21 protein-coding genes, 7 tRNA genes and 1 pseudogene are annotated in these 22,135 nt (G+C 53.1%); 20 read left to right on the top strand and 9 right to left on the bottom strand.

Features of this window, described 5'->3' with window-relative positions:
- The first annotated feature begins 188 nt into the window (after window positions 1-188).
- Together rlmKL and LOS15_RS09775 are read left to right on the top strand one after the other, a co-directional pair.
- The gene (rlmKL, locus tag LOS15_RS09780) at window positions 189-2,399 is read left to right on the top strand and encodes a bifunctional 23S rRNA (guanine(2069)-N(7))-methyltransferase RlmK/23S rRNA (guanine(2445)-N(2))-methyltransferase RlmL (RefSeq protein ID WP_263065572.1); all 2,211 of its coding nucleotides are present in this window, start codon (window positions 189-191) and stop codon (window positions 2,397-2,399) included.
- A gap of 20 nt (window positions 2,400-2,419) precedes the next feature.
- Entirely contained in the window at window positions 2,420-2,755 is a 336-nt protein-coding gene (locus tag LOS15_RS09775) for a glutaredoxin family protein (protein ID WP_263065571.1), read from the top strand.
- 11 nt (window positions 2,756-2,766) lie between these two features.
- On the opposite strand, the gene LOS15_RS09770 is transcribed toward LOS15_RS09775, so the two are convergent.
- A complete protein-coding gene (locus tag LOS15_RS09770; RefSeq protein WP_263065569.1) occupies window positions 2,767-3,048 on the bottom strand; it encodes a hypothetical protein in 282 nt (93 codons plus the stop codon).
- Between the two features lie 83 nt (window positions 3,049-3,131).
- On the opposite strand from LOS15_RS09770, the gene pdxB reads away from it, so the two are divergent.
- On the top strand, window positions 3,132-4,277 hold the full coding sequence (pdxB, locus tag LOS15_RS09765) for a 4-phosphoerythronate dehydrogenase PdxB (protein WP_263065568.1): 1,146 nt from the start codon (window positions 3,132-3,134) through the stop codon (window positions 4,275-4,277).
- Between the two features lie 79 nt (window positions 4,278-4,356).
- Here pdxB and htpX read toward each other — a convergent pair whose 3' ends face one another.
- From htpX to msrB, 4 genes are all read right to left on the bottom strand, one after another.
- Entirely contained in the window at window positions 4,357-5,262 is a 906-nt protein-coding gene (htpX, locus tag LOS15_RS09760) for a protease HtpX (RefSeq protein WP_263065567.1), read from the bottom strand.
- An 88-nt stretch (window positions 5,263-5,350) separates the two neighbouring features.
- Window positions 5,351-6,598 (bottom strand): pyridoxal phosphate-dependent aminotransferase, encoded by a 1,248-nt coding sequence (locus tag LOS15_RS09755; protein ID WP_263065565.1) that lies wholly within the window; start codon window positions 6,596-6,598, stop codon window positions 5,351-5,353.
- Between the two features lie 57 nt (window positions 6,599-6,655).
- A complete protein-coding gene (gene ylqF, locus LOS15_RS09750; protein ID WP_263065564.1) occupies window positions 6,656-7,609 on the bottom strand; it encodes a ribosome biogenesis GTPase YlqF in 954 nt (317 codons plus the stop codon).
- Between the two features lie 96 nt (window positions 7,610-7,705).
- Window positions 7,706-8,104 (bottom strand): peptide-methionine (R)-S-oxide reductase MsrB, encoded by a 399-nt coding sequence (msrB, locus tag LOS15_RS09745; RefSeq protein ID WP_263065563.1) that lies wholly within the window; start codon window positions 8,102-8,104, stop codon window positions 7,706-7,708.
- Window positions 8,105-8,426: 322 nt separating this feature from the next.
- Between msrB and LOS15_RS09740 the strand changes: the two genes are divergently transcribed.
- The 12 genes from LOS15_RS09740 to LOS15_RS09685 all read left to right on the top strand — a co-directional run bounded on the left by LOS15_RS09740 (window position 8,427) and on the right by LOS15_RS09685 (window position 13,218).
- Window positions 8,427-8,502: transfer RNA gene (locus LOS15_RS09740), tRNA-Glu, on the top strand.
- Window positions 8,503-8,527: 25 nt separating this feature from the next.
- Window positions 8,528-8,602, top strand: a tRNA-Gly gene (locus LOS15_RS09735).
- Between the two features lie 20 nt (window positions 8,603-8,622).
- Window positions 8,623-8,698 (top strand) — tRNA-Glu (locus LOS15_RS09730).
- A 26-nt stretch (window positions 8,699-8,724) separates the two neighbouring features.
- Window positions 8,725-8,799, top strand: a tRNA-Gly gene (locus tag LOS15_RS09725).
- Window positions 8,800-8,896: 97 nt separating this feature from the next.
- Window positions 8,897-8,972 (top strand) — tRNA-Glu (locus LOS15_RS09720).
- 33 nt (window positions 8,973-9,005) lie between these two features.
- Window positions 9,006-9,080: transfer RNA gene (locus LOS15_RS09715), tRNA-Gly, on the top strand.
- A 186-nt stretch (window positions 9,081-9,266) separates the two neighbouring features.
- Window positions 9,267-10,229 carry an ABC transporter ATP-binding protein gene (locus LOS15_RS09710; RefSeq protein ID WP_263065561.1) on the top strand — a complete coding sequence of 321 codons (963 nt, stop codon included), beginning with the start codon at window positions 9,267-9,269 and terminating at the stop codon, window positions 10,227-10,229.
- Window positions 10,226-10,999, top strand: a complete 774-nt coding sequence (locus tag LOS15_RS09705) for an ABC transporter permease (RefSeq protein WP_263065560.1) — start codon at window positions 10,226-10,228, stop codon at window positions 10,997-10,999. The genes LOS15_RS09710 and LOS15_RS09705 overlap by 4 nt, the downstream gene beginning before the upstream one ends.
- 65 nt (window positions 11,000-11,064) lie before the next feature.
- Window positions 11,065-11,898, top strand: a complete 834-nt coding sequence (gene queF, locus LOS15_RS09700) for an NADPH-dependent 7-cyano-7-deazaguanine reductase QueF (protein WP_263065559.1) — start codon at window positions 11,065-11,067, stop codon at window positions 11,896-11,898.
- A 46-nt stretch (window positions 11,899-11,944) separates the two neighbouring features.
- Window positions 11,945-12,505 (top strand): nitroreductase family protein, encoded by a 561-nt coding sequence (locus tag LOS15_RS09695; protein WP_263065557.1) that lies wholly within the window; start codon window positions 11,945-11,947, stop codon window positions 12,503-12,505.
- Between the two features lie 13 nt (window positions 12,506-12,518).
- On the top strand, window positions 12,519-13,037 hold the full coding sequence (locus tag LOS15_RS09690; RefSeq protein WP_263065555.1) for a thioesterase domain-containing protein: 519 nt from the start codon (window positions 12,519-12,521) through the stop codon (window positions 13,035-13,037).
- Between the two features lie 93 nt (window positions 13,038-13,130).
- Window positions 13,131-13,218 (top strand) — tRNA-Ser (locus LOS15_RS09685).
- Window positions 13,219-14,332: 1,114 nt separating this feature from the next.
- On the opposite strand, the gene LOS15_RS09680 is transcribed toward LOS15_RS09685, so the two are convergent.
- Complete coding sequence (locus LOS15_RS09680) at window positions 14,333-15,028, bottom strand: hypothetical protein (protein ID WP_263065553.1); 696 nt, start codon at window positions 15,026-15,028, stop codon at window positions 14,333-14,335.
- Between the two features lie 322 nt (window positions 15,029-15,350).
- On the opposite strand from LOS15_RS09680, the gene LOS15_RS09675 reads away from it, so the two are divergent.
- The 3 genes from LOS15_RS09675 (at window position 15,351) to LOS15_RS09665 (ending at window position 18,154) form a co-directional block, all read left to right on the top strand.
- Window positions 15,351-16,901, top strand: a complete 1,551-nt coding sequence (locus LOS15_RS09675; protein ID WP_263065552.1) for a helix-turn-helix domain-containing protein — start codon at window positions 15,351-15,353, stop codon at window positions 16,899-16,901.
- A gap of 78 nt (window positions 16,902-16,979) precedes the next feature.
- The gene (locus tag LOS15_RS09670; RefSeq protein ID WP_016915553.1) at window positions 16,980-17,180 is read left to right on the top strand and encodes a helix-turn-helix transcriptional regulator; all 201 of its coding nucleotides are present in this window, start codon (window positions 16,980-16,982) and stop codon (window positions 17,178-17,180) included.
- Between the two features lie 263 nt (window positions 17,181-17,443).
- A complete protein-coding gene (locus LOS15_RS09665; protein WP_016915552.1) occupies window positions 17,444-18,154 on the top strand; it encodes an inovirus Gp2 family protein in 711 nt (236 codons plus the stop codon).
- Window positions 18,155-18,781: 627 nt separating this feature from the next.
- Here the strand turns inward: LOS15_RS09665 and cadR are convergent.
- A complete protein-coding gene (gene cadR / locus LOS15_RS09660; RefSeq protein WP_004364961.1) occupies window positions 18,782-19,189 on the bottom strand; it encodes a Cd(II)/Pb(II)-responsive transcriptional regulator in 408 nt (135 codons plus the stop codon).
- A 95-nt stretch (window positions 19,190-19,284) separates the two neighbouring features.
- Between cadR and LOS15_RS09655 the strand changes: the two genes are divergently transcribed.
- Both LOS15_RS09655 and lspA read left to right on the top strand, forming a co-directional pair.
- Window positions 19,285-20,181, top strand: a complete 897-nt coding sequence (locus tag LOS15_RS09655; RefSeq protein WP_072676343.1) for a cation transporter — start codon at window positions 19,285-19,287, stop codon at window positions 20,179-20,181.
- 3 nt (window positions 20,182-20,184) lie between these two features.
- Window positions 20,185-20,688 (top strand): signal peptidase II, encoded by a 504-nt coding sequence (lspA, locus tag LOS15_RS09650; RefSeq protein WP_049015781.1) that lies wholly within the window; start codon window positions 20,185-20,187, stop codon window positions 20,686-20,688.
- Between the two features lie 6 nt (window positions 20,689-20,694).
- Here lspA and LOS15_RS09645 read toward each other — a convergent pair.
- Window positions 20,695-21,741, bottom strand: a pseudogene (locus LOS15_RS09645) (Tn3 family transposase); the annotation flags it as partial.
- An 11-nt stretch (window positions 21,742-21,752) separates the two neighbouring features.
- Window positions 21,753-22,118 carry a mercury resistance co-regulator MerD gene (gene merD / locus LOS15_RS09640; RefSeq protein ID WP_001277463.1) on the bottom strand — a complete coding sequence of 122 codons (366 nt, stop codon included), beginning with the start codon at window positions 22,116-22,118 and terminating at the stop codon, window positions 21,753-21,755.
- Window positions 22,119-22,135 lie beyond the last annotated feature (17 nt).

Here is a 22,135-nt window from a genome sequence, read left to right as displayed (position 1 = left end):
CATTAAAGTGTTCACATCGAGTGGATGAACCCGTTAACGACCATAACCAACAACGCATGCGTTTTTTCAGTAGCTACACTCTTATTGTTAGACCATCATGGGGTCACTTGTCGACCATGAAATTGTCATAAGACGTAAACTCATTTGCCATATATAGGAATATCGCGCAGTTACGCGCGTCGAATACCATGACCGAGTTGAACCAAACTGCGCTACTAAACCTCCTAGCGACCTGCCCTAAAGGCATTGAAGGCCTGCTGGCGGATGAATTAACGGCCCTGGGCGCCGTGCCGGGCAAAACCACCGTGGCAGGCGTCTATTTTTCTGCTAGCCAAGAAACGGCATACCGGGTGTGCTTGTGGTCTCGGCTGGCGAACCGCATTATTTTGCTGTTAGCGCGAGAATCAATGATAGAAACTGCCGAACAAGTGCACGATGCATCTGCTCGGATTGCCTGGGCGGAGCACGTATTTCCCGGTAAAACGCTGGCAGTCGATTTCCATGGCCGCAGCGACCATATTCGCCACACGCGCTTTGGCGCCCAAACTGTTAAAGATGGCATTGTCGATTCGCTTCAGTTGGCGGGCATAGAGCGGCCTAGTATTGACACTAAAACGCCCGATTTGCGCATTTATACGCACCTGCATCGGGCGAATTTAACGCTGGGTATCGATCTTTCCGGTGAGAGTCTGCACCGCCGTGGTTACCGCCGCGACGTGGGGCACGCGCCGCTCAAAGAGAACTTGGCGGCAGCGCTGCTGGTGCGTGCCGGCTGGCCTGAGCGTGCCAAAGCAGGCGAGCCACTGATCGACCCGCTGTGCGGTGCTGGTACACTGCTAATCGAAGCCGCATTGATGGCCGCCGACCAAGCCCCTAACGTGAACCGTGAGCGGTTTGGTTTCCACGGCTGGGCGGGCCACGACGAGGCGATGTGGCGGGAGCTAAAGCGCGAAGCCGATGCGCGTGCCTCGATTGGTCGCAAGCGCTGTAAAACGCAGCTGTTGGGCTTTGACCAAAGTCCCGCAGCCCTTACTGCCGCTAAATCCAACGCTATGCGAGCGGGCATTCCGGCGCTGATCACCCTACACGGCCAAAGCCTTAGCCAACTCACGCGGCCAGAGACCCTGACTGCCGAGCAGGGACTATTGATTACCAACCCGCCCTATGGCGAGCGCCTGGGCGAGCTGCCTGAGCTGGTGCGGCTCTACGCCCAGCTAGGCGATAAAACCAAAGCGCTGTTCCCCGGCTGGACGCTGGCGCTATTTACCGGCAATCCGGATCTTGGCCACCGCCTAGGTCTACGTGCCCACAAACAGTACGCGCTAAAAAACGGCGCGCTGGATGCCAAGCTGCTGCTGATGGAGATTGGCAGCGCCCGCCCTGCGCCCCAGGAGAGCGGTGAACCGTCAGCAGCGGGCGTAGCGCATCAGGAAAGCAGCACAGCAAAACCGGCAGTGTCGGAAAATGCGCAGATGTTTGCCAACCGATTGGCGAAAAATCAAAAACGTCTGAAAAAGTGGCTGAAGCAGAGCGGTGAAATGTGCTATCGCATCTACGATGCCGATATGCCGGAATACGCGCTGGCGGTGGATCGTTACGGCGACCGCGTTCATGTTCAGGAGTATGCCGCACCGAGTTCAATTAATCCGGCCCAGGCGCAAAAACGGCTATTTGATGCACTGGAAGTGCTGCCCGATGCCCTGGGTGTCGATGCAAGCAACGTGTATATTAAACGCCGCGAGAAGCAGGCAGGCAGCGCTCAGTACCAGAAACGCTCCGCTAGCGGTGAACGTTTTGAAGTGCGCGAAGGCAGCGCGCGACTGTGGGTTAATCTGCGGGACTACTTGGATACTGGCCTGTTTTTGGATCACCGTCCGGTGCGTCGTATGCTGGGCGAGATGGCCAGCGGTAAGCGCTTTCTCAACCTGTTCTGCTATACCGCCACCGCAACGGTACAGGCTGCTTTGGGTGGCGCAAGCGACAGCGTCAGCGTAGATATGTCCAATACCTACCTTGAGTGGGCGCGGGATAACTTTGCGCTCAACAAGCTCGATCCTCGGCTTCACCGGGTAGTGCGGGATGACTGCTTCCGCTGGTTGGAAACCGCCAATGCCGAGTTCGACCTGATCTTCATGGACCCGCCAACGTTTTCAAACTCGAAAAAGATGCGCGACACGCTAGATGTGCAGCGCGACCACCCGCGGTTAGTGGAACTTGCCATGGCGCGCCTTGCCCCCGGTGGAACGTTGGTGTTCTCAAACAATCAGCGGCGTTTCAAGCTAGACGAAGCGCTTAGCGAGCGGTACGCGGTAGAAGAGATCACTTCGCGTACCTTCGACCCGGATTTCCAGCGGCGTACCAACTTGCACCACGTATTTTTATTACGCCACAAATCATAAGCAGTTGAAGAGCAAAGGTAATGATTCAATTATCAATTTACACGACACTGGGCTGCCATCTTTGTGCTCAACTTGAGGCGCTAGTAACAACGCTGGCTAACCAAGAGATAGCGTTGAACCGCATCGAGATTATCGATGATGACGCCCTTACTGAGCGCTACGGGGTGCGTATTCCCGTCTTGGTGGACAGCGAAGGAGAGGAGTTAGATAGAGGGTTTGATTTAGAACGCCTCAGTGCGTGGCTACAAGCGCGCGATTGGCTTGATCAGGCGGCGCTAGAGGCGATGACGTCACCGCCTGCGCACGTACCGCCTGTGGGTGCGCACCAGCGCAACGGGCGACGATTTTTAGGCTAGCAGGGCATCGGCTACAGGGCGTCAAGTAGCGAAAGCTGACGCATGGCTTCTTGGCCTTCTGGCGAGTGATCGGCGGCTTCTAGCACCTTGCGGAAGCCGCGGGAGGACTGAATCGTGGCTTCATCCTCCATCCACATCTGCGCTTGTTCTCGAGTGTCGGCCAACTGGTGTTTTAGCCCGCCAAACTGTGTGCCAATTTGCCCCCAGGCACGGCTAAAAATCCAGTCGCCAAACATATCCTGGTGAATATGCACCAACACATAGTCATGGTCGGTTTCCCAGCGTACGATCACAACACTCTCCTTAAATGGCCCTCAAACACGCCTGCGTATCAAGCTGTTGCGGGGTATTGTAAAGCCCGGATATCAAAACGCCTATGAAACTTGTAATCGACGCCAATATCCCTGCCGCCGACGCCTGTTTTGGCTCCTTTGGTGTGCTGCACCGCTTGCCAGGCCGTGAGATCCGTGCGGCTGACATCCGCGATGCCGATGCACTGGTTGTTCGCTCGATCACTCAGGTCAATCAAGCGTTACTAGCGTATAGCCAAGTGCGCTTTGTGGGCACCTGCACTATCGGTACCGACCATATTGATCTTGCTTATTTGGCTGAGCGCAATATTGGCTTTGCCAGCGCTCCTGGCTGCAATGCTGAGGCCGTGGTGGATTACGTGCTGAGCAGCCTGCTGACGGTGAGCGAGCGCGAGGGTTGGCGGCTACTGGAGCGCACCGTGGGGATTGTTGGTGCTGGTAACGTGGGTAGCCGTTTGAAAGGCCGCTTGCAGGCGTTAGGCGTAGAGGTATTGGTGTGCGACTCCCCAAGAGCCGAGCAGGAAGGAGAAGGTGATTTTGTTGCACTAGATACACTGATCGAGCGCTGTAACGTCATTTGCCTGCATACACCGCTGGTGAAACAAGGGCCCCATGCTACCTATCAACTGCTTAACGCCCAGCGCATTAACGAATTAGCCCCAGGCACGGTGCTGTTAAACGCAGGACGAGGTGACTGTATTGATGGCCTAGCCTTGCGGAGCCGGTTGGCGGGGAAGGGCGATCTCACCGCCGTGCTGGACGTATGGGAGGACGAGCCGGGGATTGATGCTGGCCTTCGGGACTTGGTGGCTCTTGCCACGCCGCATATTGCCGGGCACAGCCTGGATGGCAAGCTGCGGGGTAGCTGGATGATCCAGCAAGCGCTGGCAGAGCAGTTAGGTCAGTCCAGTGCCACGCCCTTTAGTGAACTCTGCCCGCCGCCGGCGCTTTCCACACTCACGTTACAGCGTGCGCTGCCGGTGGAAGAGGCGCTTCGGCTGTGCGTGCGTGCGGTGTATGACGTGCGCCGCGACCACGATGCCCTGCAGCGACAGGTGTTGCATGAGGGTCTTGCCAAGGGGTTTGACCGCTGCCGTGTCCAATACCCTCTGCGCCGCGAATTCGCCACGCTTAGCGTGACGTTAGAAAAAGACGCGGTGGCTTTGCAGCGGCCCCTTCAGGCCGCGGGTTTTCAGGTGCATTGCGTCTAGGTTAGGCACATTAAAGGGGTGATTTAAACGTACAAGGCCCGCATCTGCGGGCCTTGGCGTAGTGTATTAAGCGTTTTGCTTACTGGCGGTAAGCGGCTTCTTTCAGCGCCCGGATACGATCATCCAGGGGTGGGTGGCTAGCAAACAGGCGCTCAACCAGAGAGCGTGTTTGGCCTTTGGTGATCGCCATGGCGCGCATGGTGTCAGGCATTTGGTCAGGTAGTTCCGTTTCTGCTTTTAAGCGTGCTAAGGCATTAACCATGGCGCCGGTACCGGCTAGACGGGCACCGGCTTCATCCGCGCGGTATTCACGGAAGCGTGAGAACCAAGCCACAATCGCGGACGCGACAATGCCGAAAACAATTTCTGCCACCATCACCACGGCAAAGTAGCCCATGAACCCCAGCCCGCCTTCACCATCGCTGCGGCTTTTCAGGAAGTTATCGACTAAATGCGCGACAACGCGGGCAAAGAACATAACAAAGGTATTTACCACGCCTTGAACCAGTGCCAGCGTTACCATATCGCCGTTGGCCACGTGACCAATCTCATGCGCCAGTACTGCGCGTACCTCTTCAGGACGCATACGGTTTAACAAACCCGCAGAGACCGCCACTAAGGCATCATCCTTGTTCCAGCCAGTGGCAAACGCGTTGGACTGTTGGGCCGGGAAAATACCCACCTCTGGCGTTTTAATGCCGGCTTCCCGGGAAAGCTCTGCGACAGTATCCACCAGCCACTGTTCGGTGGCATTAGAGGGCGTTTCGATAATGACCGTGCCGGTACTGCGTTTAGCCATCCATTTGGAAATGAATAGTGAGATCATCGACCCCACCATGCCGAAAATAAAGCAGAACAGCAGTAGGCTGGTGAAGTTGATGCCTTGGCTGCGCAGGTAGCCTTCTACGCCAAATAGGCGCAGCGTAAAGCTGGCCACCAGCACGACCGCTAAGTTGGTGGCCAGAAAAAGCAGAATTCGCATCATCGTTAAGGTTCTCCTTAAAGCATTTAAAAGCGGTTGTAGAATGATTGCTTAGATACGTGTAGCGGTTAGCAGTTTCAAGCCCGTGAATTTATTGACGATAGCGCGACAGAAAGTTAGCAAAGCGGTCCAGCGCGTCACCCAGCTGGTCAGCCCAGGGCAGCGTGACAATGCGCACGTGGTCGGGTTCTGGCCAGTTAAAGGCGGTGCCTTGTACCAGCAGAATTTTCTCCTGCAGCAGCAGATCCAGCACCAGCTGCTGGTCATCTTTAATATTGAATACCTTGGGGTCTAACCGCGGGAAGGCGTAGAGCGCGCCTTTAGGCGTGACGCAGGAGACCCCGGGAATTGCGTTCAGCTTCTCAACGGTAATGTCGCGCTGCGCCAGCAAGCGACCGCCGGGCAGGATCAGGTCGTTGATGGATTGATAGCCCCCCAGCGCCGTTTGAATGGCATGCTGGGCGGGAACGTTGGCGCATAGCCGCATTGAGGCCAGCATGGTCAGGCCTTGAATAAAGTCCTTCGCCCGCTGTTTGGCCAGGGTACCGGAAATGCTCATCCAGCCAGAACGAAAGCCGGCACAGCGGTAGCTTTTGGAGAGCCCGTTCATGGTAATCACAAGCTGGTCATCGTCGGCCAGTGCGCCGGTGGCGGTATGCTCAACGCCGTCATAGAGAATCTTGTCGTAGATCTCATCGGAGAACACCACAAGGTTATGCTCTTGAGCGATATCTAACACTTCCCGCACTACTTCTGGTGGATAGACCGCGCCGGTGGGGTTGTTGGGGTTGATAATCACAATGGCGCGGGTGCGGCTGGTGACTTTGGCGCGTATATCGGCGATATCCGGCGCCCAGTCGGCCTGCTCATCGCACAGATAGTGCACACCGTGACCGCCGGAAAGGTGAGCGGCCGCCGTCCACAGTGGGTAGTCCGGCGCTGGGATCAGTACTTCGTCGCCATCGTTCAACAGCGCCTGCATGGCCATGACGATCAGCTCGGAAACGCCGTTGCCAATATAGATATCTTCAATGCCCACCCCAGGAATTTGCTTGCGCTGGCACTCCTGCATAATCGCTTTACGGGCAGAGTAGAGGCCTTTGGAATCACAATAACCCTGGGCAGTGGGCAGGTTACGCATTACGTCCTGCAGAATTTCTTCCGGTGCTTCAAAACCAAACGGTGCTGGGTTGCCAATGTTGAGCTTTAAAATTCGCTGGCCCTCTTCCTCCAGGCGTTTGGCGTGGTCGAGTACCGGGCCGCGAATGTCATAGCAAACGTTGTGCAGTTTGTGTGACTTTTTAAGCGGTTGTAATTCTGTAGGCTGCGGGGTGTCCATGGGGTGCGTTATCCAAAAGTGTCCAGTGGCCGTTAGAAGTAGCTGATTATTCGCCCATTATGCGTCGGATGGTAGCGGGCTGTCTTGGTCGTTTTGCACAATAGGAGGCGGAATATCATAGGGAGTCTCTAGCGTAATCCGACCAAGTTTGCCATCGCGCAGCTCATGAAGCAGTACTTCGGCGCCGCGGTGCAGGTCGACCGCGCCACCGGGACGCAGGCCGCCGCGCTTTCCGGCGATCTCTTTCAATATGGCCTGGCCGTCAAAACCGGCAATAGCGAGAAAATCCGGTTTTTCAGGGCCGTCAGCATCAACATTGGTAGCCGCTGGCGCTTCATAGGAAGGCAGCGCTTTTAGCTTATAGCGGGCGGTTAACTCTTGCGGATAGCGCTTGGCAAGCTCCGCGCTGGCGACAATGGCGACATCGGTATACTCGATGGCGGTGTCACGAATAGCCCCACTGGCGGCGAGGCGGTAAGCGCTGGCCTGATCTTCGATTTTTGGCCACAGCACCCCAGGCGTGTCGATAAGCGCCACGCGGCCATCAATACGCACTTTCTGCTGTCGCTTGGTGACGGCGGGTTCGTTACCGGTTTTAGCTATTTTGCGTCCGGCCAGGCCATTAATCAGCGTTGACTTACCCACGTTGGGGATGCCCATCACCATCACGCGCACGTCGCGATCCGCACGCACGGCCCCGGCCAGCTCGTGGCACAGCTTGGGGATCTTCTTTAACTCGCGTGTGTTCGTGGTGGTAATGGCCAGGGCGCGGGTGTCTTCCTGGGCATCGAAATAAGCCACCCACTCAGCGGTGCGCTCTGGGTCAGCAAGATCAGCGCGCGAGAGTATTTTGAGTACTGGTTTATGGCGGGTTAGCTCGGCCAGCATTGGGTTAGCGCTGGAATAGGGCAGGCGCGCGTCAAGCACCTCTATCACCACATCAATTTCCGGCAGCGCGTCCTTGATCTGACGGCGGGCCTTGTTCATATGTCCGGGGAACCAGCCGAGCATGGGTTTCTCCTACAAGCACAAAAATACGAGCATAAAAAAGCGGGCCGCCATTCTAACAGATGGTGCCCGCCTTGCTGTGCTTCGTTTTGCTGACAATTACTCGTCGGGGTGAAACTCTAACGATACCGAATTAATGCAGTAGCGTAGGCTGGTGGTATCTGGGGGGCCATCGGGAAAGACATGACCTAGGTGGGCGTCACAATGGGAGCAGACCACTTCGGTACGAATCATTCCGTGGGTAGTGTCGCGGTGCTCTTCTACGCAGCGATTACCCAGCGGACGATCAAAGCTTGGCCAGCCGCAGCCTGCATCGAACTTGTGCTCGTTTTCAAACAGCGGCGCGTGGCAGCATACGCAGTGATAAATGCCTTGTGCGTCGCTCACTTGGTAGTCGCCAGTAAATGGCCGTTCGGTGCCTTTCTCTCGGGCAACTCGATACTGCTCTGGGGTGAGCTGCTGGCGCCATTCGTCAGGGGATTTTTCTATTTTCGCCATGGGGTTCTCCTCTCCCTCCAGTTACCGTTAATCAGAAGCGTGCTAAGCAGGCTATCGTATCCCTAATCAGAGCGACAGTAGAAAGCCTGTCTGGGTTCAGCATGTGCGAAGACCAAGTAAATCGCCAGTTAACGAATGACACGTTAATGTTGTTGCGCGCAGTGCGCCAACACGTTGGCGAGCCGCGTGCTTACTATAATGTTGTTGGGTTTGCGATATTAGAGCGTAGTAACCAGAGGTAAAAAACGTTTCGATTTGGGAGTGCTTGACACATTGAGGCGCGCTGAGTAATATACGCGCCACCTCGACGAGGTAATGAAACGTCCCATTCGTCTAGTGGTCTAGGACACCGCCCTTTCACGGCGGTAACAGGGGTTCGAACCCCCTATGGGACGCCAATTCAATCGTTAAGGTATCGGAATTGCGGGAATAGCTCAGTGGTAGAGCATCGCCTTGCCAAGGCGAGGGTCGAGAGTTCGAATCTCTTTTCCCGCTCCAAGCACTTAGTTGCTTACAGTGTCCCATTCGTCTAGTGGTCTAGGACACCGCCCTTTCACGGCGGTAACAGGGGTTCGAACCCCCTATGGGACGCCAATCCGATTGTGAGAAATGCAGATTAAGCGGGAATAGCTCAGTGGTAGAGCATCGCCTTGCCAAGGCGAGGGTCGAGAGTTCGAATCTCTTTTCCCGCTCCAATTTGTAAAGCGTGGCAAAGCAGGTGAGGGTCGAGAGCTGGAACGCCAGCCCGGTCAAATCTCTTTTCCCGCTCCAAGCATTTAATATGCTTACAGCGTCCCATTCGTCTAGTGGTCTAGGACACCGCCCTTTCACGGCGGTAACAGGGGTTCGAACCCCCTATGGGACGCCATCTCGCACTCTTTAGTAGCACCGTTTGTTGTACGCGGGAATAGCTCAGTGGTAGAGCATCGCCTTGCCAAGGCGAGGGTCGAGAGTTCGAATCTCTTTTCCCGCTCCAAACAAACACCTTTCTTTTTGTTTCTTTCTTATTTTTCTGTCTATTTTTGAACACCATATCGCACATCTGTCGGCGATATTTCTGCGTGGCTGTCTTTCGAGTGGCTTGAAAAAACATACGGATGCCCCGATATCCCCCCATCTAGCTTTTTTTCTTATGCTCCCCATTTGCTGACAGGACATATTCATGGCCGAACCGGCATTGTCTATCCGTGACCTCACAAAAGTGTATGGCAACGGCTTTCAAGCGTTAAAAGGTATTGATTTAGACGTCCAGCAGGGCGATTTTTTTGCTTTGTTAGGGCCTAACGGAGCGGGTAAGTCGACCACCCTCGGCGTGGTCTGCTCGCTGGTGCAGAAGTCAGCCGGTAAGGTGTCGATTTTTGGCATCGATATTGACAAAGACTTCGCCAAAGCCAAATACCAACTTGGCGTGGTACCCCAGGAGTTCAATTTCAATCAGTTTGAAAAGGTCATTGATATCATTCTGGCCCAGGCGGGGTATTACGGAATGACCCGTAAAGAGGCGTTGCCCCGTGCTAAACAACTGCTCACTGACCTGGGACTATGGGATAAGCGCAACGGCAGTGCGCGTATGCTTTCGGGCGGTATGAAGCGTCGTTTGATGATTGCCCGTGCGCTGATGCACCGCCCAAAGCTACTGATTCTTGATGAGCCAACGGCGGGGGTCGACATCGAGCTACGCCGCAGTATGTGGGAATACATGCGGCGTATTAACCGCGATGAAGGCACCACTATTATTCTTACCACGCACTATCTCGAAGAAGCCGAGAGCCTGTGTCGAAATATCGCCATTATCAATCAAGGCAACATTGTGCGTAATACCAGCGTGCGTGAGCTACTGACAGAGCTAAATACCGAAACCTTCTTGCTCGACTTGTCCGCCCCGATTGAGCAAGCACCTGTGATTGAAGGGTTTGAAGTGCAGCAGATCGAGCCTTCTCAACTGGCACTAGTGATCCACAAGGGCCAGCAGCTTAACGATGTGTTCAGTGCCTTAAGCGAACAGGGACTAAACGTGGTGTCCATGCGCAATCGCGCCAATCGCTTAGAGGAGATGTTCGTTTCCATGGTGGAAAGCAGCCAGCAAGCGATTGATCAGCGCGATCAGCAGGAGGCACAGGCATGAATGCAACGCAAACCCTCATCGCGCTGTGGACCTTAGTGCTTAAAGAGATCAAGCGTTTCACGCGGATTTGGCCGCAAACGTTGCTGCCGCCATCCATTACCATGGCGATGTACTTCATTATCTTCGGTAATCTGATTGGATCGCGCATCGGCGATATGGACGGCTTCAGCTACATGGACTTCATTGTGCCGGGGCTGATCATGATGTCGGTGATCACCAACAGCTACTCCAATGTGGCCTCTAGTTTCTTTTCCAATAAGTTTCAGCGCTCTATTGAAGAGATGATGGTTTCGCCCATGCCCAACTGGGTGATCTTATCCGGCTTTATTTTGGGTGGCATGGCCCGTGGCTTGGGCGTGGGGTTAATTGTCACGCTGGTGTCGCTGTTCTTTACCCGTTTAACGGTTGAGCACCCACTACTTACGGTGCTGGTCGTTGTGCTGACCTCGGCGCTGTTTTCCATAGGCGGTTTTATTAACGCGCTGTTTGCTAATAAATTCGACGATATCTCCATCGTGCCGACGTTTATTTTGACTCCGCTGACGTATTTAGGCGGTGTGTTTTACTCGATTTCGATGCTGCCTGATTTCTGGCAGGGCGTCTCCATGCTCAACCCCATACTCTATATGGTGAACGTCTTCCGCTATGGCTTTTTAGGCGTCTCTGATATTCCGGTCGTTTGGGCACTAATGGCAATACTTGCCTTTATTGTGGTGCTATTTATGGTGGCACTTACCATGCTGGAGCGCGGCAAAGGCATCCGCAGTTAAACGTGTGATAACGCCCGGTAGAGGGCGCTAAGTAGATACGCTACTAATCAAGAGAGCAATCCGTCATGGCACACCGCCCCGATACCCTAGAACACGCGCCTTTAGGGCGCGATTCCGCTTACCCAGAGCAGTATGACGCTGGGCTGCTGTATCCCATCCCCCGTGCTGCTAACCGCGCTCCACTGGGCATTGAAGAAGGTAAGCTGCCGTTTGTAGGCGAGGATGAGTGGCACGCGTTTGAAGTTTCCTGGTTGAATAACCGCGGTAAACCTATCGTGGCGGTTGCCCGTTTTCGATTGCCTGCGAATTCGCCCAACCTGATTGAGTCCAAATCCTGGAAGCTCTATCTCAATAGCCTTAACCAAACGCGCTTTGATAGCCAAGAAGCGGTGCAAAGCACGCTTGTTCGCGACTTAGCTGCCGCAGCGGGTGCCGCCGTTAGCGTAGCGCTATTGGATGTCGACGACAGCGCACTTGCCCCCCAGCGCCTGCCGGGCGAATGCCTGGATGACTTGGATATCGATATCAGCGACTACACCCCCAGCGCTGAACATCTGGTGGTAGGGGAAGAGATCGTTGAAGAGACGCTGTATTCCCATCTACTCAAATCTAACTGCCCGGTCACCGGCCAGCCCGACTGGGGTAGCGTATTAATTCGCTACAAAGGCCCTAAAATCGACCGTGAAGGGCTGCTACGCTACCTAATCGGTTATCGTCAGCACCAGGACTTTCATGAGCACTGTGTCGAGCATATTTTTACCGACCTGATACAGCGGGTTAAGCCTTCAGAGCTGCTGGTGCTGGCCCGCTATGTTCGTCGTGGTGGGCTTGATATCAGCCCATGGCGAGCAACGCCAGGATTAGCGCCGCCCAGCCCTTTGCGTCTAGCCAGGCAGTAACCAACGGCGCTAACCTAGCGCTCAACGAAATAAAAGGGGAGTCATAATGGACGCACTCACGGTGCTTCACGAACGTAGCTCTATGGGCAAACTCACCGAGCCTGCGCCCAGTGTCGACCAGCTCAGCGCTATCTATCAAGCGGCGCTGCGCGCCCCAGACCATAAAGAGTTGCGCCCCTGGCGGTTTATTGAATTTATCGGTGAAGGGCGCGAGCGCCTGGGCGAGCTGTTCGCAGAAGCGGAGTTTCAAGAAGACCCCAGCGCTAGCGATAACACGCTAAATGCCGCGCGTAAAAAGCCGTTGCGTGCGCCGATGATTATTGCGGTAATTGCCAAAGTCACCCCGGATATTCCCGGTGTGCCGAAAATGGAGCAGGTGATTTCAGCTGGATGCGCGGCCCACGGCATTTTATTAGCTGCTCACGCGTTAGGGTTAGGCGCCATGTGGCGCAGTGGTAAGTACGCCTTTGACCCCGTGGTGCGTAAAGGCTTATCGCTAGACGAAGATGACGAGGTGGTCGCGTTTATCTATTTGGGAAGTCTGGCAGGTCGCCATAAACCGCTACCTCAGCACAATGTGGAAGATTTTGTAGAGCGTTGGGATTAACGAGGAGTGCGTGATGAGTCAGTCACGTCAGCCAGGAGTGCCGTACCCCCGGTTGCCATTGCCCGAGAATCTGGAAGATCTTGCCGCTTTCCAGCAGTGGTTAGGAAAGGCGATTCCTATGGTAAGTGCACTGGGTATTCAGGGTATGTTCCAAAGCACCGATCAAGAGGGTAGGGCATTGACGTGGCAGCTAGCGCTTAGTCCCAACCTAAATGACAAGGGCACAGGCTTTGGCGGTGCGCTAACGGCGCAAACCACGCTGCAGGGCTGGTGTTGGGTAACGCTATGGCTGCGTGCCCGGGGGCGGGCGCAAGATGTGGTAGTAGCCGAAGCTAGCCAGCGTTTTTTGGCGCCTGTCACGGGCGACTACCGCATTATTTGCACCCCGAGTGACCTCCAAGGCCCAGAGCAGCTTGCGGAAAAGCTTAACGCACGGGGCAAGGGCAGCATTGCATTGACTCAGCAGCTCTACTGCGGCGACACGCTCTGCTTGGAAGCCAGCGGGCGCTACGCCGTGCTGCCCGTTGCTTAAATCTTTAAAAGGCTTGCTATTTTAGGCCTTAGACCATAGAATATGCGCCGTTCTGTTGGGAAAAGTAATGCCTTCACAACTGAGCAACAACGCGGAGGGGTGTCCGAGTGGTCGAAGGAGCACGCCTGGAAAGTGTGTAAGTCGAAAGGCTTCGAGGGTTCGAATCCCTCCCTCTCCGCCAAGAATATAGATTAAGCCGCTGATTTCAGCGGCTTTTTTGTTTTTATAGTTTTTTCAGTCCCCCAATTAGTCCCCCAGCGCTCTCAGGTGGTAGGAGAGTGTGTCTCGGCTGTCTTGCTAGTGCCTTTGTCCGATAATCGCCAGCCGATGATCTCGCGTATGTAGCAGCCAATGATGACCGTTAGGCTACCTATCCTTGCTACACCATAGTGCGACAAGTCGGTTGCCCAACGCTCATCCGTCCTTGAGGCAACTGACGGTAGGCTCCTGGCCCGAGGCCGAAAGTCTTGAGGCCGCTTGCGTACCTGCCAACCCTTCAGCTGAAGGATGCGCTGTATGGGACGGCGATAGCCGTAAGTAGGAAAGCGCTCCAGGGCTAGTTTTACCCGGCTGACCAGCTCAGCATTGATCAAGCAGCTGGGCTGGTTTATAACGTCCTCCTGGTGGCTGCACTATAACCTGTGCAGCTACGAAGGGGGAGCACTTCAATAGTTCAAGGGTAATCTAAAATACTTTTGGACTTTAATGGCTTCACCTTTTCCACAGTATTGATGTTGTTGCTTTGCTTGCTATAGTTTTCATGGAACTCAGCAGTGGATTATCACTAACCCAGCCAATAGTGACGTATAAGCCTCAACCAACGCTAAATAGAAAATCGAATGCATTGTGGATCGCCAATGATGTTCTAGGTCATCGTGCGGACTTTAGTGTTATTTTTGATACCAGCAGGAGCGTGTATTTGCATTTTTTAAAGTGAACGATAAGGTGGTCTTAGTAAGACCTTCTGTATTTGCCATAGGAGTTAAAGAGCTTAGGGTTTTCTTTGAAACCTCTGATTAAATATTGAGCATGAACCATGCTGCGTTAAAACCGCCTGTAAATTTTCATTTACACTTCGTAAACTGCGATTTTCGTTGATTTTGCCTTGTCTGGCCCACGCTCATAACTTTAATAAGAGACTCCCTGTTAATCCAGTTATAATAGGCCGGAATGTGAGGGCTCTGTGAGATCTCCCGAAATAGGCAGTCTTTATTTTTAGGTTGGTGTAATTGTTAAGTTTAACGCCATTGTTTATTTTTAGGTTGCCATCTTAAAGCTTTAATGATTGGCGTTTTTTAGTAGTAGTAAAAGCCATATTTCCAACCTTTTTTTAAGGCTTTTTCAAGTGTTTCAGGGTTTATAGAGCCATCAGGAGACTGCATGATAGATATTGTAGTTGCTAGCTCTGTAACGCGTTCTCTGACTAATTTAAAATAAATGGTGCGTAGGTTAAAGTCTTTAGTTGGATCTCCTCCATTCTTCAGTACTTCAAGGCTACAGCGGTGGTTGATTTCGTTCATCAATTCATCGATCAAACTATCCACGTCACTTTGATGTATATATTGTTGTGCTACATCTAAAAACGAATCGCTTAAATTGCTGGTTTCTTTAGCTATAAAATTCTTTTTTTCCAGCGCCTCGTTAATAAGATCACTGAGTGTTTGTGCTTGAGACTGTTTACGCTTTTTCGCTAAAAGCTTTAATTGCTTTATTTTTTTCTCTGGGATTTGAAGAGAGACTGGGTTGCCATTCTTCTTACGGTATTGGTACGTATTCCAGGCTCCTTTCATTTGCCTGCTGGCTTCTCGATATTCAGCTTCATCAGGAAGCTTCTTCAAGCTTTTAGCCATCTCAACATAACCGTACTCAGCAGGCGGTTTTACCGAAATGAACGCCGTAGAACCTTTGAAAATCTTACGCGCCAAGTAACTAGCTATCCACTCCAGCTGAGCAGGATCACGAGTTACGATCCAATCGAATGGTTGAGTCATGAACAATTTCCACTAATGAATTAGATATATCTAATTTTTTTTGAGTCGACTGTCATATGCCCAATACATTGTACACATGCAATGTATGGTTTCAATGTTTGGTTACAATGTAATAGAACAACGTGCAAAAATGAATCGGTAAAAGTCCGTGAAATCGGATTTTTATTTTTTGTATGAATGCCGTAAGCTGCATGCTATGCACACATCCATACTGACCTACAAGAACGCTCGCCTAACGCCCGAAGAACGATGGCTACTGATGCAGTGGGCGTCTGTGATAGGCGCTGACCAGAGCTTTGATGGCACTTTGAAGGATCTCTTCATGAGCCTAGGAATGACCTATGCGCAAGGCCGTCGAGCCTGGGGCTGTCTCATAAAAAAACACGGAGAAAGGCAAAAACAGTTTATTGAGATTGAGCGCCTACCTATTAAAGGACCAGGACGGCCAGCGGCACGTTATCGTTTATCAGCAAAGTTTGTGAAGGAACTACAGAAGTATCCGTTGTCTTCTACGCACCACGTAGAAGAAATAGCCACACTTACAAAAACGACCCTACTATCTGCTGAAAATAAAACTAAGGACCTGGTAAGAGATGGACGTCGCCGCCGTTCAAGGTTGACCTTACCTAACCGGTGGCTATTAATGGTGTTGCTAGCTCATGCTGATACGCCAGGTGTAATAACCAGCCTTGGAATATCAACAATACGTCACCTCACTGGGATGTCACGCTCCCGCATAGATAGGCAACTGAAGAAGTTGGTCGATTTAGGGATCGTTGCTCACCATGAGCCAGGGCGATACTCACACCAAGCTAAAAAACGCAAAACCTCTATTTATCTGCTTGATTTAGCCCACCCCTCATTTGGAAAACACACAAGAACGCCCATTACAATTGTGTCGCCACCCTCAAGCACCAAACCTGAAGCAACCGAATCAAAAAAAGTTGAAATAAAAAGAACGGAGTTAGTCAGTGGAATAGTGGATGCAGTGATGACCTCAGGGGTATGCAGCTTGCAAATCGAAGCATTGTTGAAGGAGTACGATGCCAACAAGGATTCTGATAGTACCGTGTCAGACGATACTAAGGTTGAATCAAAACGAGAGCATGATCCTTATCGCGAGGCTAAAAAATACCAAGAGAGATATAACGAAATTAAAATGGTTTTTGACCTAGCGTTATCAATGCTGCCAAGCACTCGTTATCTAGAAGGCGGTATTGAAGAACTGCTTAAGCGCTACGATGCGGAGGATGCAAGCTGGTTACTTACCAGTGTTCATATCGATACTTGTCGTCTGCTAACTTCCTCCTGGAATGAATTGAAAGAAGGTTGTTCCGGGCCTGAACAGCCACAACATGACGTTATAGTGGCGACTGCTCGTCGTTTAGGCATAACGCCTGAATATGTGATCGAAACGAAACCTGAGCAGGAGTCAGAATGGGCGTCTGAAAAAGCAGACAACTATACAAAGGCCTTGGACGGTAAGCCTCCCACAGTAGAACCAATAACAGAACAATTCTCTTATCACCCCTTGGCGCTACTGTTTTATGCCCTGTCACATCACCTAGCCAAACAGCTTCAGCGTGACATCATCCGTAATGGACACGGAGACGACGAAGCAATGACCTACATGCTTGTGCCTGTTTTTCCCAATTCACCTAACGGCTCGACCTTACCCGCGTTTCAACTACGTAGCTATGGCCTGCGTTCCGAAGATGCCGGTAAAGAGCCAACGACCACTATATCCCGCAGCCCTGTCAGCGAGGATCTAAAAACCTATTGGCAAACACATCATCAGGATTGCCTTTCAGCTATCAATGATGAGTCAGATGATGCCACAGAGTCTGACGCTCAAGAGCCTAGCGACGCATAACCACCAGTCGCCAAAGCCACTCTCCAATTAAAAAATACTCACCTGCCTCATCTCATGAACGAATAACAGGAGTTCGTCATGAGCAATCGATTAATCCGCATCAAAGACGTCATGGATCGTACTGGGCTGGCTAGATCGACGGTCTACAAGTACATCAGCCTTGGGCAGTTCCCTCAGCCCATCAAGCTGGGCACTCGGGCTGTTGCCTGGGTCGAGCGTGAAGTGGAAGCCTGGATCTGCGAAAGCATCGAGCGCAGGAATGAAGCAGTGCTGAAGTAACTCAATCTTTCCTCATTTAATTGAAGAGTGATTATTCGCTGACGGCGACTCACTCCCACCAGCAACCATCAGTACCTATCGGTCACTACCCATTCCCAAGAACCTTGTTTAATTATTATTAGTTAAATCAAATAGTTAAATCAAAGGGTAATGGGAGGGGCATCAAGCCCCGTCCCTGAGTAGCGAGCGTAAAGGTAGCCATCCACACGTATCCGTCTCAATGAATCCAGCCTCCGCTGGAGGCTTCGTCGTGCCTGACATACATGCTCATGCCTCCGAAGGCATGGGTCGATCTCACTATCGAGGTAATTAAAATGCTTCAACGACACCCATCAAACGCTAATTTGTGCTTGAACGCTGCTCCTACCTTCAACGGGCTTGCTCTCCAAGTGAAACATCTCCCAATGGCCGATGAATACCTTCAGGCCCTTTACATTACAATGCACAAGGCTCTCGCTGACTACCCTCGCGTGCTAGCCTTCAGGGTCGATCCTGTCATTCCCACAACGATAAGCGACCGGATGAGGCCGGAGGATCACAAAGGCCTTATCGCAAGGTTCATCGCTTCCTTTAAAGCGATTATCAAACATGATCGTGAGAGTAAACGCCAAGCTGGCTGGGTGCCTGACACTAAGGTGCGCTACGTATGGTGCCGGGAGGTTGGCCTTAACGGCAAGCCGCACTATCACTTCTTCTTCCTACTGAATCGTGACGCGTATCACATGCCAGGTAAGGCAGGCTCTCAAAACGAGAACCTTATCAGCCGGGTGTCACGTGCTTGGTACAGCGCGCTGGGAATCACTTGGAACCCTCAAGAGCCATGGGTACACGTCCCTGATAACCCTTACTACTGGATCGACCGAGGTGACCTAACTAGCTTTGAGCAGGCTTTCACACGTGCCTCTTATCTCTGTAAAACGAATACAAAGCAGTACGGGCTAGGTGTACGAGCGTTTGGTACTAGCCGCCAATAAGGGACATTGTCTATCGATCCACAAGCTCACTAAACCTATCCAGGCAATGGATACGGTCAGTGGAGTATCGCTTTGCCCTCATGCCCCCACACCGCTAAACTCGGCTCACTCTTTTGTGGGGGCTAGGTATCCACCATGCCGACGATTACTGCCATATATGGAATCATCGATGAGCTACACCGTTACGCTGCAACAGCTGGAAACTCCAGTAGCACATGAATTTACGACCAAGAGATTATGAGTGCAACAAAATAAACTTTGGTATCGCGCCTGCAATGCGGAAACCAAGAATTATCAATACGTTATCTTTTCCAGGGATTACATTACTCACATGTCTTTCATCCTGTTAGCAGCCAGATGACAACCAGGCGGCGACCATATATCTGTGATATTGGCCTACCCTAAGAACATGAAGGACAACATAACACTTGCTGAAAAGGCCGCATTGAAAACACTGACCCACCAATTAAAGGAGGAAGTTTCTGGATGAGCATTTTTGACGAACTCCAAACATCGCTGCAGGAAGCCGTTGAGATTAATGGGTAAGCGGATTAAATGGTTGATCTTACCTTTGCATGAGAGTGAGACAGACCGGCATCTCATCGGATTATCTGGTTGATGCTTCACCTACTGCTGGTGCATGTTTCCTTCGCTAATTCCAGCAAGAACCCCACACGCCTCAACTTCCCGGTCATCGTTGCAACTCGCTCTCAGTGAAACGAGTTGTTTCTCAAGCGCTTGCAGAGCGGTTATCTGCGACCGCACATGAGAGATGTGATCATCGAGCAAGGCGTTGACGGCGGTACAAGGCTGATGAGGGTCGTCCTGATAGCTCTGTAGTTCGTGAATCTCAGCCAGTGACAGGCCCAGGATTCTGCAGCGACGGATGAAGGCCAGCCCCTCACCATGCTTCTCGGTATAGACACGGTAACCGTTGTCCTGCCGATCAGGCGGCGGCAACAAGCCCTGCTGTTCATAGAAGCGGATCGTCTGTGTTTCGACCCCTACCAACTGCGCCAACTGACCAATGCGCATCAGCCTCCTCCCCAACGGATTCTTTACTCTATTGACCTTATAGTAGCTTTATAGTTTTAAATGGTACCACAACATTGTTCAAGTGGAGTCGTATCATGAGCAAATCCTGTGGTGGCGCCTGTGGCGGTGATGCAACGTCCGCAGCGGATACCGATATACAGGCCTCCTCCGAGGCGCCAGGGAGATGGGTCAGTGTTTATGCCGTGCCGAAGATGGACTGTCCATCAGAAGAACGAATGATTCGCCTAGCCCTGAACGGCTTTGAGGAGATTCGGGCGCTGTCCTTCGACTTGTCGAACCGCCGGCTGAAGGTCGTGCATGACGGCGAGGTCGAGCCCGTCACCTCGAAACTGAAGACCTTGGGGCTAGGCGCCTCGCTTCAGGAAACCGTCGCTGCAAATCCGGAGACCATCAAGGCCGCCGAGTTTTCGGCAGCTTCTGCTAAGCAAGAATCCGGGACCCTGCGCTGGTTGCTCGGCATCAATGCACTTCTGTTCGTGGTGGAAATGACTGCCGGTCTGATGGCTCAGTCAACTGGCCTCATTGCAGAGTCCCTGGACAATTTTGCTGATGCGGCAGTGTACGGACTCGCTCTTTATGCGGTTGGGCATAGCGTGAAAAGGCAGGTCCGTGTTGCGCACGTTGCTGGTGTGGTCCAACTGGTTTTGGCTGTTGGCGTACTCGTAGAGGTCGTGAGGCGCTTTGTATTCGGTAGTGAGCCTGAATCGCTGGTGATGATAGCCATCGCATTCGTCGCATTGATTGCCAATACCGCCTGTCTGCTGATGGTATCCAAACATCGAGGGGGCGGAGCTCATATGAAGGCTAGCTGGATATTTTCGGCCAACGACGTGGTGATCAACCTGGGGGTCATCACCGCCGGCGCCCTGGTCGCGTGGACCGGGTCCAATTATCCGGATCTGATTATCGGCACCATCGCGGGGGTCATTGTACTTAACGGTGCCAGACGCATTCTGGCGTTGAAGGGTTAAATAATGCTCATTATTGGCAAAAAGCTCTCGCCGTATGCCCTATTGTCCATATCGGGCCTGCTGGCAGCGTCTGATCAGGCTGTAAAGTGGCTGGTGCAGCAATCAATGGCCTATGGCGAGTATGTTTCGGTGACCCCGTTCTTTAACTGGGTGCACCTATGGAACACCGGTGCCGCATTCAGTCTTTTTGCGAATGGTGGAGGCTGGCAGCGCTACTTTTTTATCGGAATCGCGGTAGTGGTCTCGATTTTTCTGATCAAGCTGATCCTTGAAAATCGTCATAAAGGAGAAGCCATCGCTTACAGTCTTATCCTCGGTGGCGCCATGGGCAACCTGATTGACCGGGTCTTTCGCGGCTATGTTGTGGATTCCTTTGATTTCTATTGGCGAGACTGGCATTGGCCGGCCTTCAACCTGGCTGATATTGCAATTGTCCTCGGTGCCTTACTTTTCGTTTCCAGCAGCTTGTTGGGTAAAAAAGGGGTCGTCTCAGAAAACGGAAAATAAAGCACGCTAAGCCGGTGGCAGCGGTCGCAATGGCCTAAACTTCCCCGCACCGACCTTGGCGCTGCTGCGCCATAGGTAATCGCCGGTCAGGTTGATGTGCTCCCACCCCAGCGGCGACAGATATTGCAACAATGTGTCGTCCAGCGCCGTGCCGTTGCCACGCAAAGCACTGGTGGCACGCTCCAGATATACCGTGTTCCACAACACGATGGCCGCCGTCACCAGATTGAGGCCGCTGGCCCGGTAGCGCTGGTGCTCAAAACTGCGGTCGCGGATTTCACCCAATCGGTAGAAGAAGACCGCCCTGGCCAGCGCGTTGCGCGCCTCGCCCTTATTCAGCCCCGCATGGACGCGGCGGCGCAGCTCCACGCTTTGCAGCCAATCCAAAATGAACAGCGTGCGCTCGATGCGCCCCAGCTCGCGCAACGCCACGGCCAAGCCGTTCTGGCGCGGGTAGCTGCCGAGTTTGCGCAGCATCAGCGAAGCCGTTACCGTGCCTTGCTTGATGGAGGTGGCCAGCCGCAGAATTTCATCCCAATGGGCGCGTATTTGCTTGATGTTCAGCCTGTCGCTGCTAATCATCGGCTTGAGCGCGTCATAGGCGGCATCGCCCTTGGGGATGAATAGCTTGGTTTCGCCCAAGTCACGGATACGCGGCGCGAAGCGAAATCCCAGCAAATGCATCAAGCCAAACACGTGATCGGTGAAGCCTGCCGTGTCGGTGTAGTGTTCCTCGATGCGCAAGTCCGACTCGTGGTACAGCAGGCCATCAAGCACGTAAGTTGAATCACGAATGCCCACGTTGACCACCTTGGCACTGAAGGGCGCGTACTGGTCGGAGATATGGGTGTAGAAAGTCCGTCCTGGACTGCTTCCATACTTCGGGTTGATATGACCAGTGCTTTCTGCTTTGCTGCCGGTTCTGAAGTTCTGGCCGTCCGACGATGACGTGGTGCCGTCACCCCAGTTGCCGGCGAAGGGTTGCCGAATGAGCACGGCCAGCGCGCCCCACAAGTAGCCGGTGATCGGTTTGTGCGTCTCAGACGGCAAGTGCTCTGGGCTGTTCATGGCAGACTCTCCGCGTGCTGTGCCGGTTCGGTTGGCATGGCGGCCAGTTGCATTTCGAGGCTGGCCAGGGCCTCGCGCCGACGCTCGACGAGTTGCCGCAACACGGCAAGCTGCGCAGACGCACCGTCACCGTCCGCAGCATCCAGCGCCCGGCACAGCCGCGCCAGTGCGTCCAGGCCGATACCCGCTTCGAAGGCAGCCCGTACAAAGCGCAGCCGTTGCAACGCGGTGTCATCGAACAAGCCGTAGCCGCCCGTGGTGCACGCGACCGGCCGTAGCAATCCGCGCAGCAGGTAGTCGCGCACGATATGCACGCTCACCCCGGCATCAAGGGCCAGCCGGGACACTGTGTAGGCGCTCATTGAACACCTCCTTTTCC

It is taken from the genome of Halomonas sp. 7T (genome assembly GCF_025643255.1).
In the GTDB taxonomy this organism is placed as follows: domain Bacteria; phylum Pseudomonadota; class Gammaproteobacteria; order Pseudomonadales; family Halomonadaceae; genus Vreelandella.
The sequence above is the reverse complement of the archived record's forward strand: the minus strand, read 5'-3'. Positions and strand labels throughout refer to the sequence as shown.

What these genes read in the sequence shown, in the direction of transcription:
- LOS15_RS09665 (WP_016915552.1), top strand. Translation starts at nt 17,444, where the DNA reads ATGCTCATGCCTCCGAAGGCATGGGTCGATCTCACTATCGAGGTAATT.
- LOS15_RS09710 (WP_263065561.1), top strand. Translation starts at nt 9,267, where the DNA reads ATGGCCGAACCGGCATTGTCTATCCGTGACCTCACAAAAGTGTATGGC.
- LOS15_RS09755 (WP_263065565.1), bottom strand. Translation starts at nt 6,598, where the DNA reads ATGGACACCCCGCAGCCTACAGAATTACAACCGCTTAAAAAGTCACAC.
- LOS15_RS09670 (WP_016915553.1), top strand. Translation starts at nt 16,980, where the DNA reads ATGAGCAATCGATTAATCCGCATCAAAGACGTCATGGATCGTACTGGG.
- msrB (WP_263065563.1), bottom strand. Translation starts at nt 8,104, where the DNA reads ATGGCGAAAATAGAAAAATCCCCTGACGAATGGCGCCAGCAGCTCACC.
- lspA (WP_049015781.1), top strand. Translation starts at nt 20,185, where the DNA reads ATGCTCATTATTGGCAAAAAGCTCTCGCCGTATGCCCTATTGTCCATA.
- rlmKL (WP_263065572.1), top strand. Translation starts at nt 189, where the DNA reads ATGACCGAGTTGAACCAAACTGCGCTACTAAACCTCCTAGCGACCTGC.
- htpX (WP_263065567.1), bottom strand. Translation starts at nt 5,262, where the DNA reads ATGATGCGAATTCTGCTTTTTCTGGCCACCAACTTAGCGGTCGTGCTG.
- cadR (WP_004364961.1), bottom strand. Translation starts at nt 19,189, where the DNA reads ATGCGCATTGGTCAGTTGGCGCAGTTGGTAGGGGTCGAAACACAGACG.
- merD (WP_001277463.1), bottom strand. Translation starts at nt 22,118, where the DNA reads ATGAGCGCCTACACAGTGTCCCGGCTGGCCCTTGATGCCGGGGTGAGC.
- queF (WP_263065559.1), top strand. Translation starts at nt 11,065, where the DNA reads ATGGCACACCGCCCCGATACCCTAGAACACGCGCCTTTAGGGCGCGAT.
- LOS15_RS09675 (WP_263065552.1), top strand. Translation starts at nt 15,351, where the DNA reads ATGAGCCTAGGAATGACCTATGCGCAAGGCCGTCGAGCCTGGGGCTGT.
- LOS15_RS09690 (WP_263065555.1), top strand. Translation starts at nt 12,519, where the DNA reads ATGAGTCAGTCACGTCAGCCAGGAGTGCCGTACCCCCGGTTGCCATTG.
- pdxB (WP_263065568.1), top strand. Translation starts at nt 3,132, where the DNA reads ATGAAACTTGTAATCGACGCCAATATCCCTGCCGCCGACGCCTGTTTT.
- LOS15_RS09775 (WP_263065571.1), top strand. Translation starts at nt 2,420, where the DNA reads ATGATTCAATTATCAATTTACACGACACTGGGCTGCCATCTTTGTGCT.
- ylqF (WP_263065564.1), bottom strand. Translation starts at nt 7,609, where the DNA reads ATGCTCGGCTGGTTCCCCGGACATATGAACAAGGCCCGCCGTCAGATC.
- LOS15_RS09680 (WP_263065553.1), bottom strand. Translation starts at nt 15,028, where the DNA reads ATGACTCAACCATTCGATTGGATCGTAACTCGTGATCCTGCTCAGCTG.
- LOS15_RS09705 (WP_263065560.1), top strand. Translation starts at nt 10,226, where the DNA reads ATGAATGCAACGCAAACCCTCATCGCGCTGTGGACCTTAGTGCTTAAA.
- LOS15_RS09695 (WP_263065557.1), top strand. Translation starts at nt 11,945, where the DNA reads ATGGACGCACTCACGGTGCTTCACGAACGTAGCTCTATGGGCAAACTC.
- LOS15_RS09655 (WP_072676343.1), top strand. Translation starts at nt 19,285, where the DNA reads ATGAGCAAATCCTGTGGTGGCGCCTGTGGCGGTGATGCAACGTCCGCA.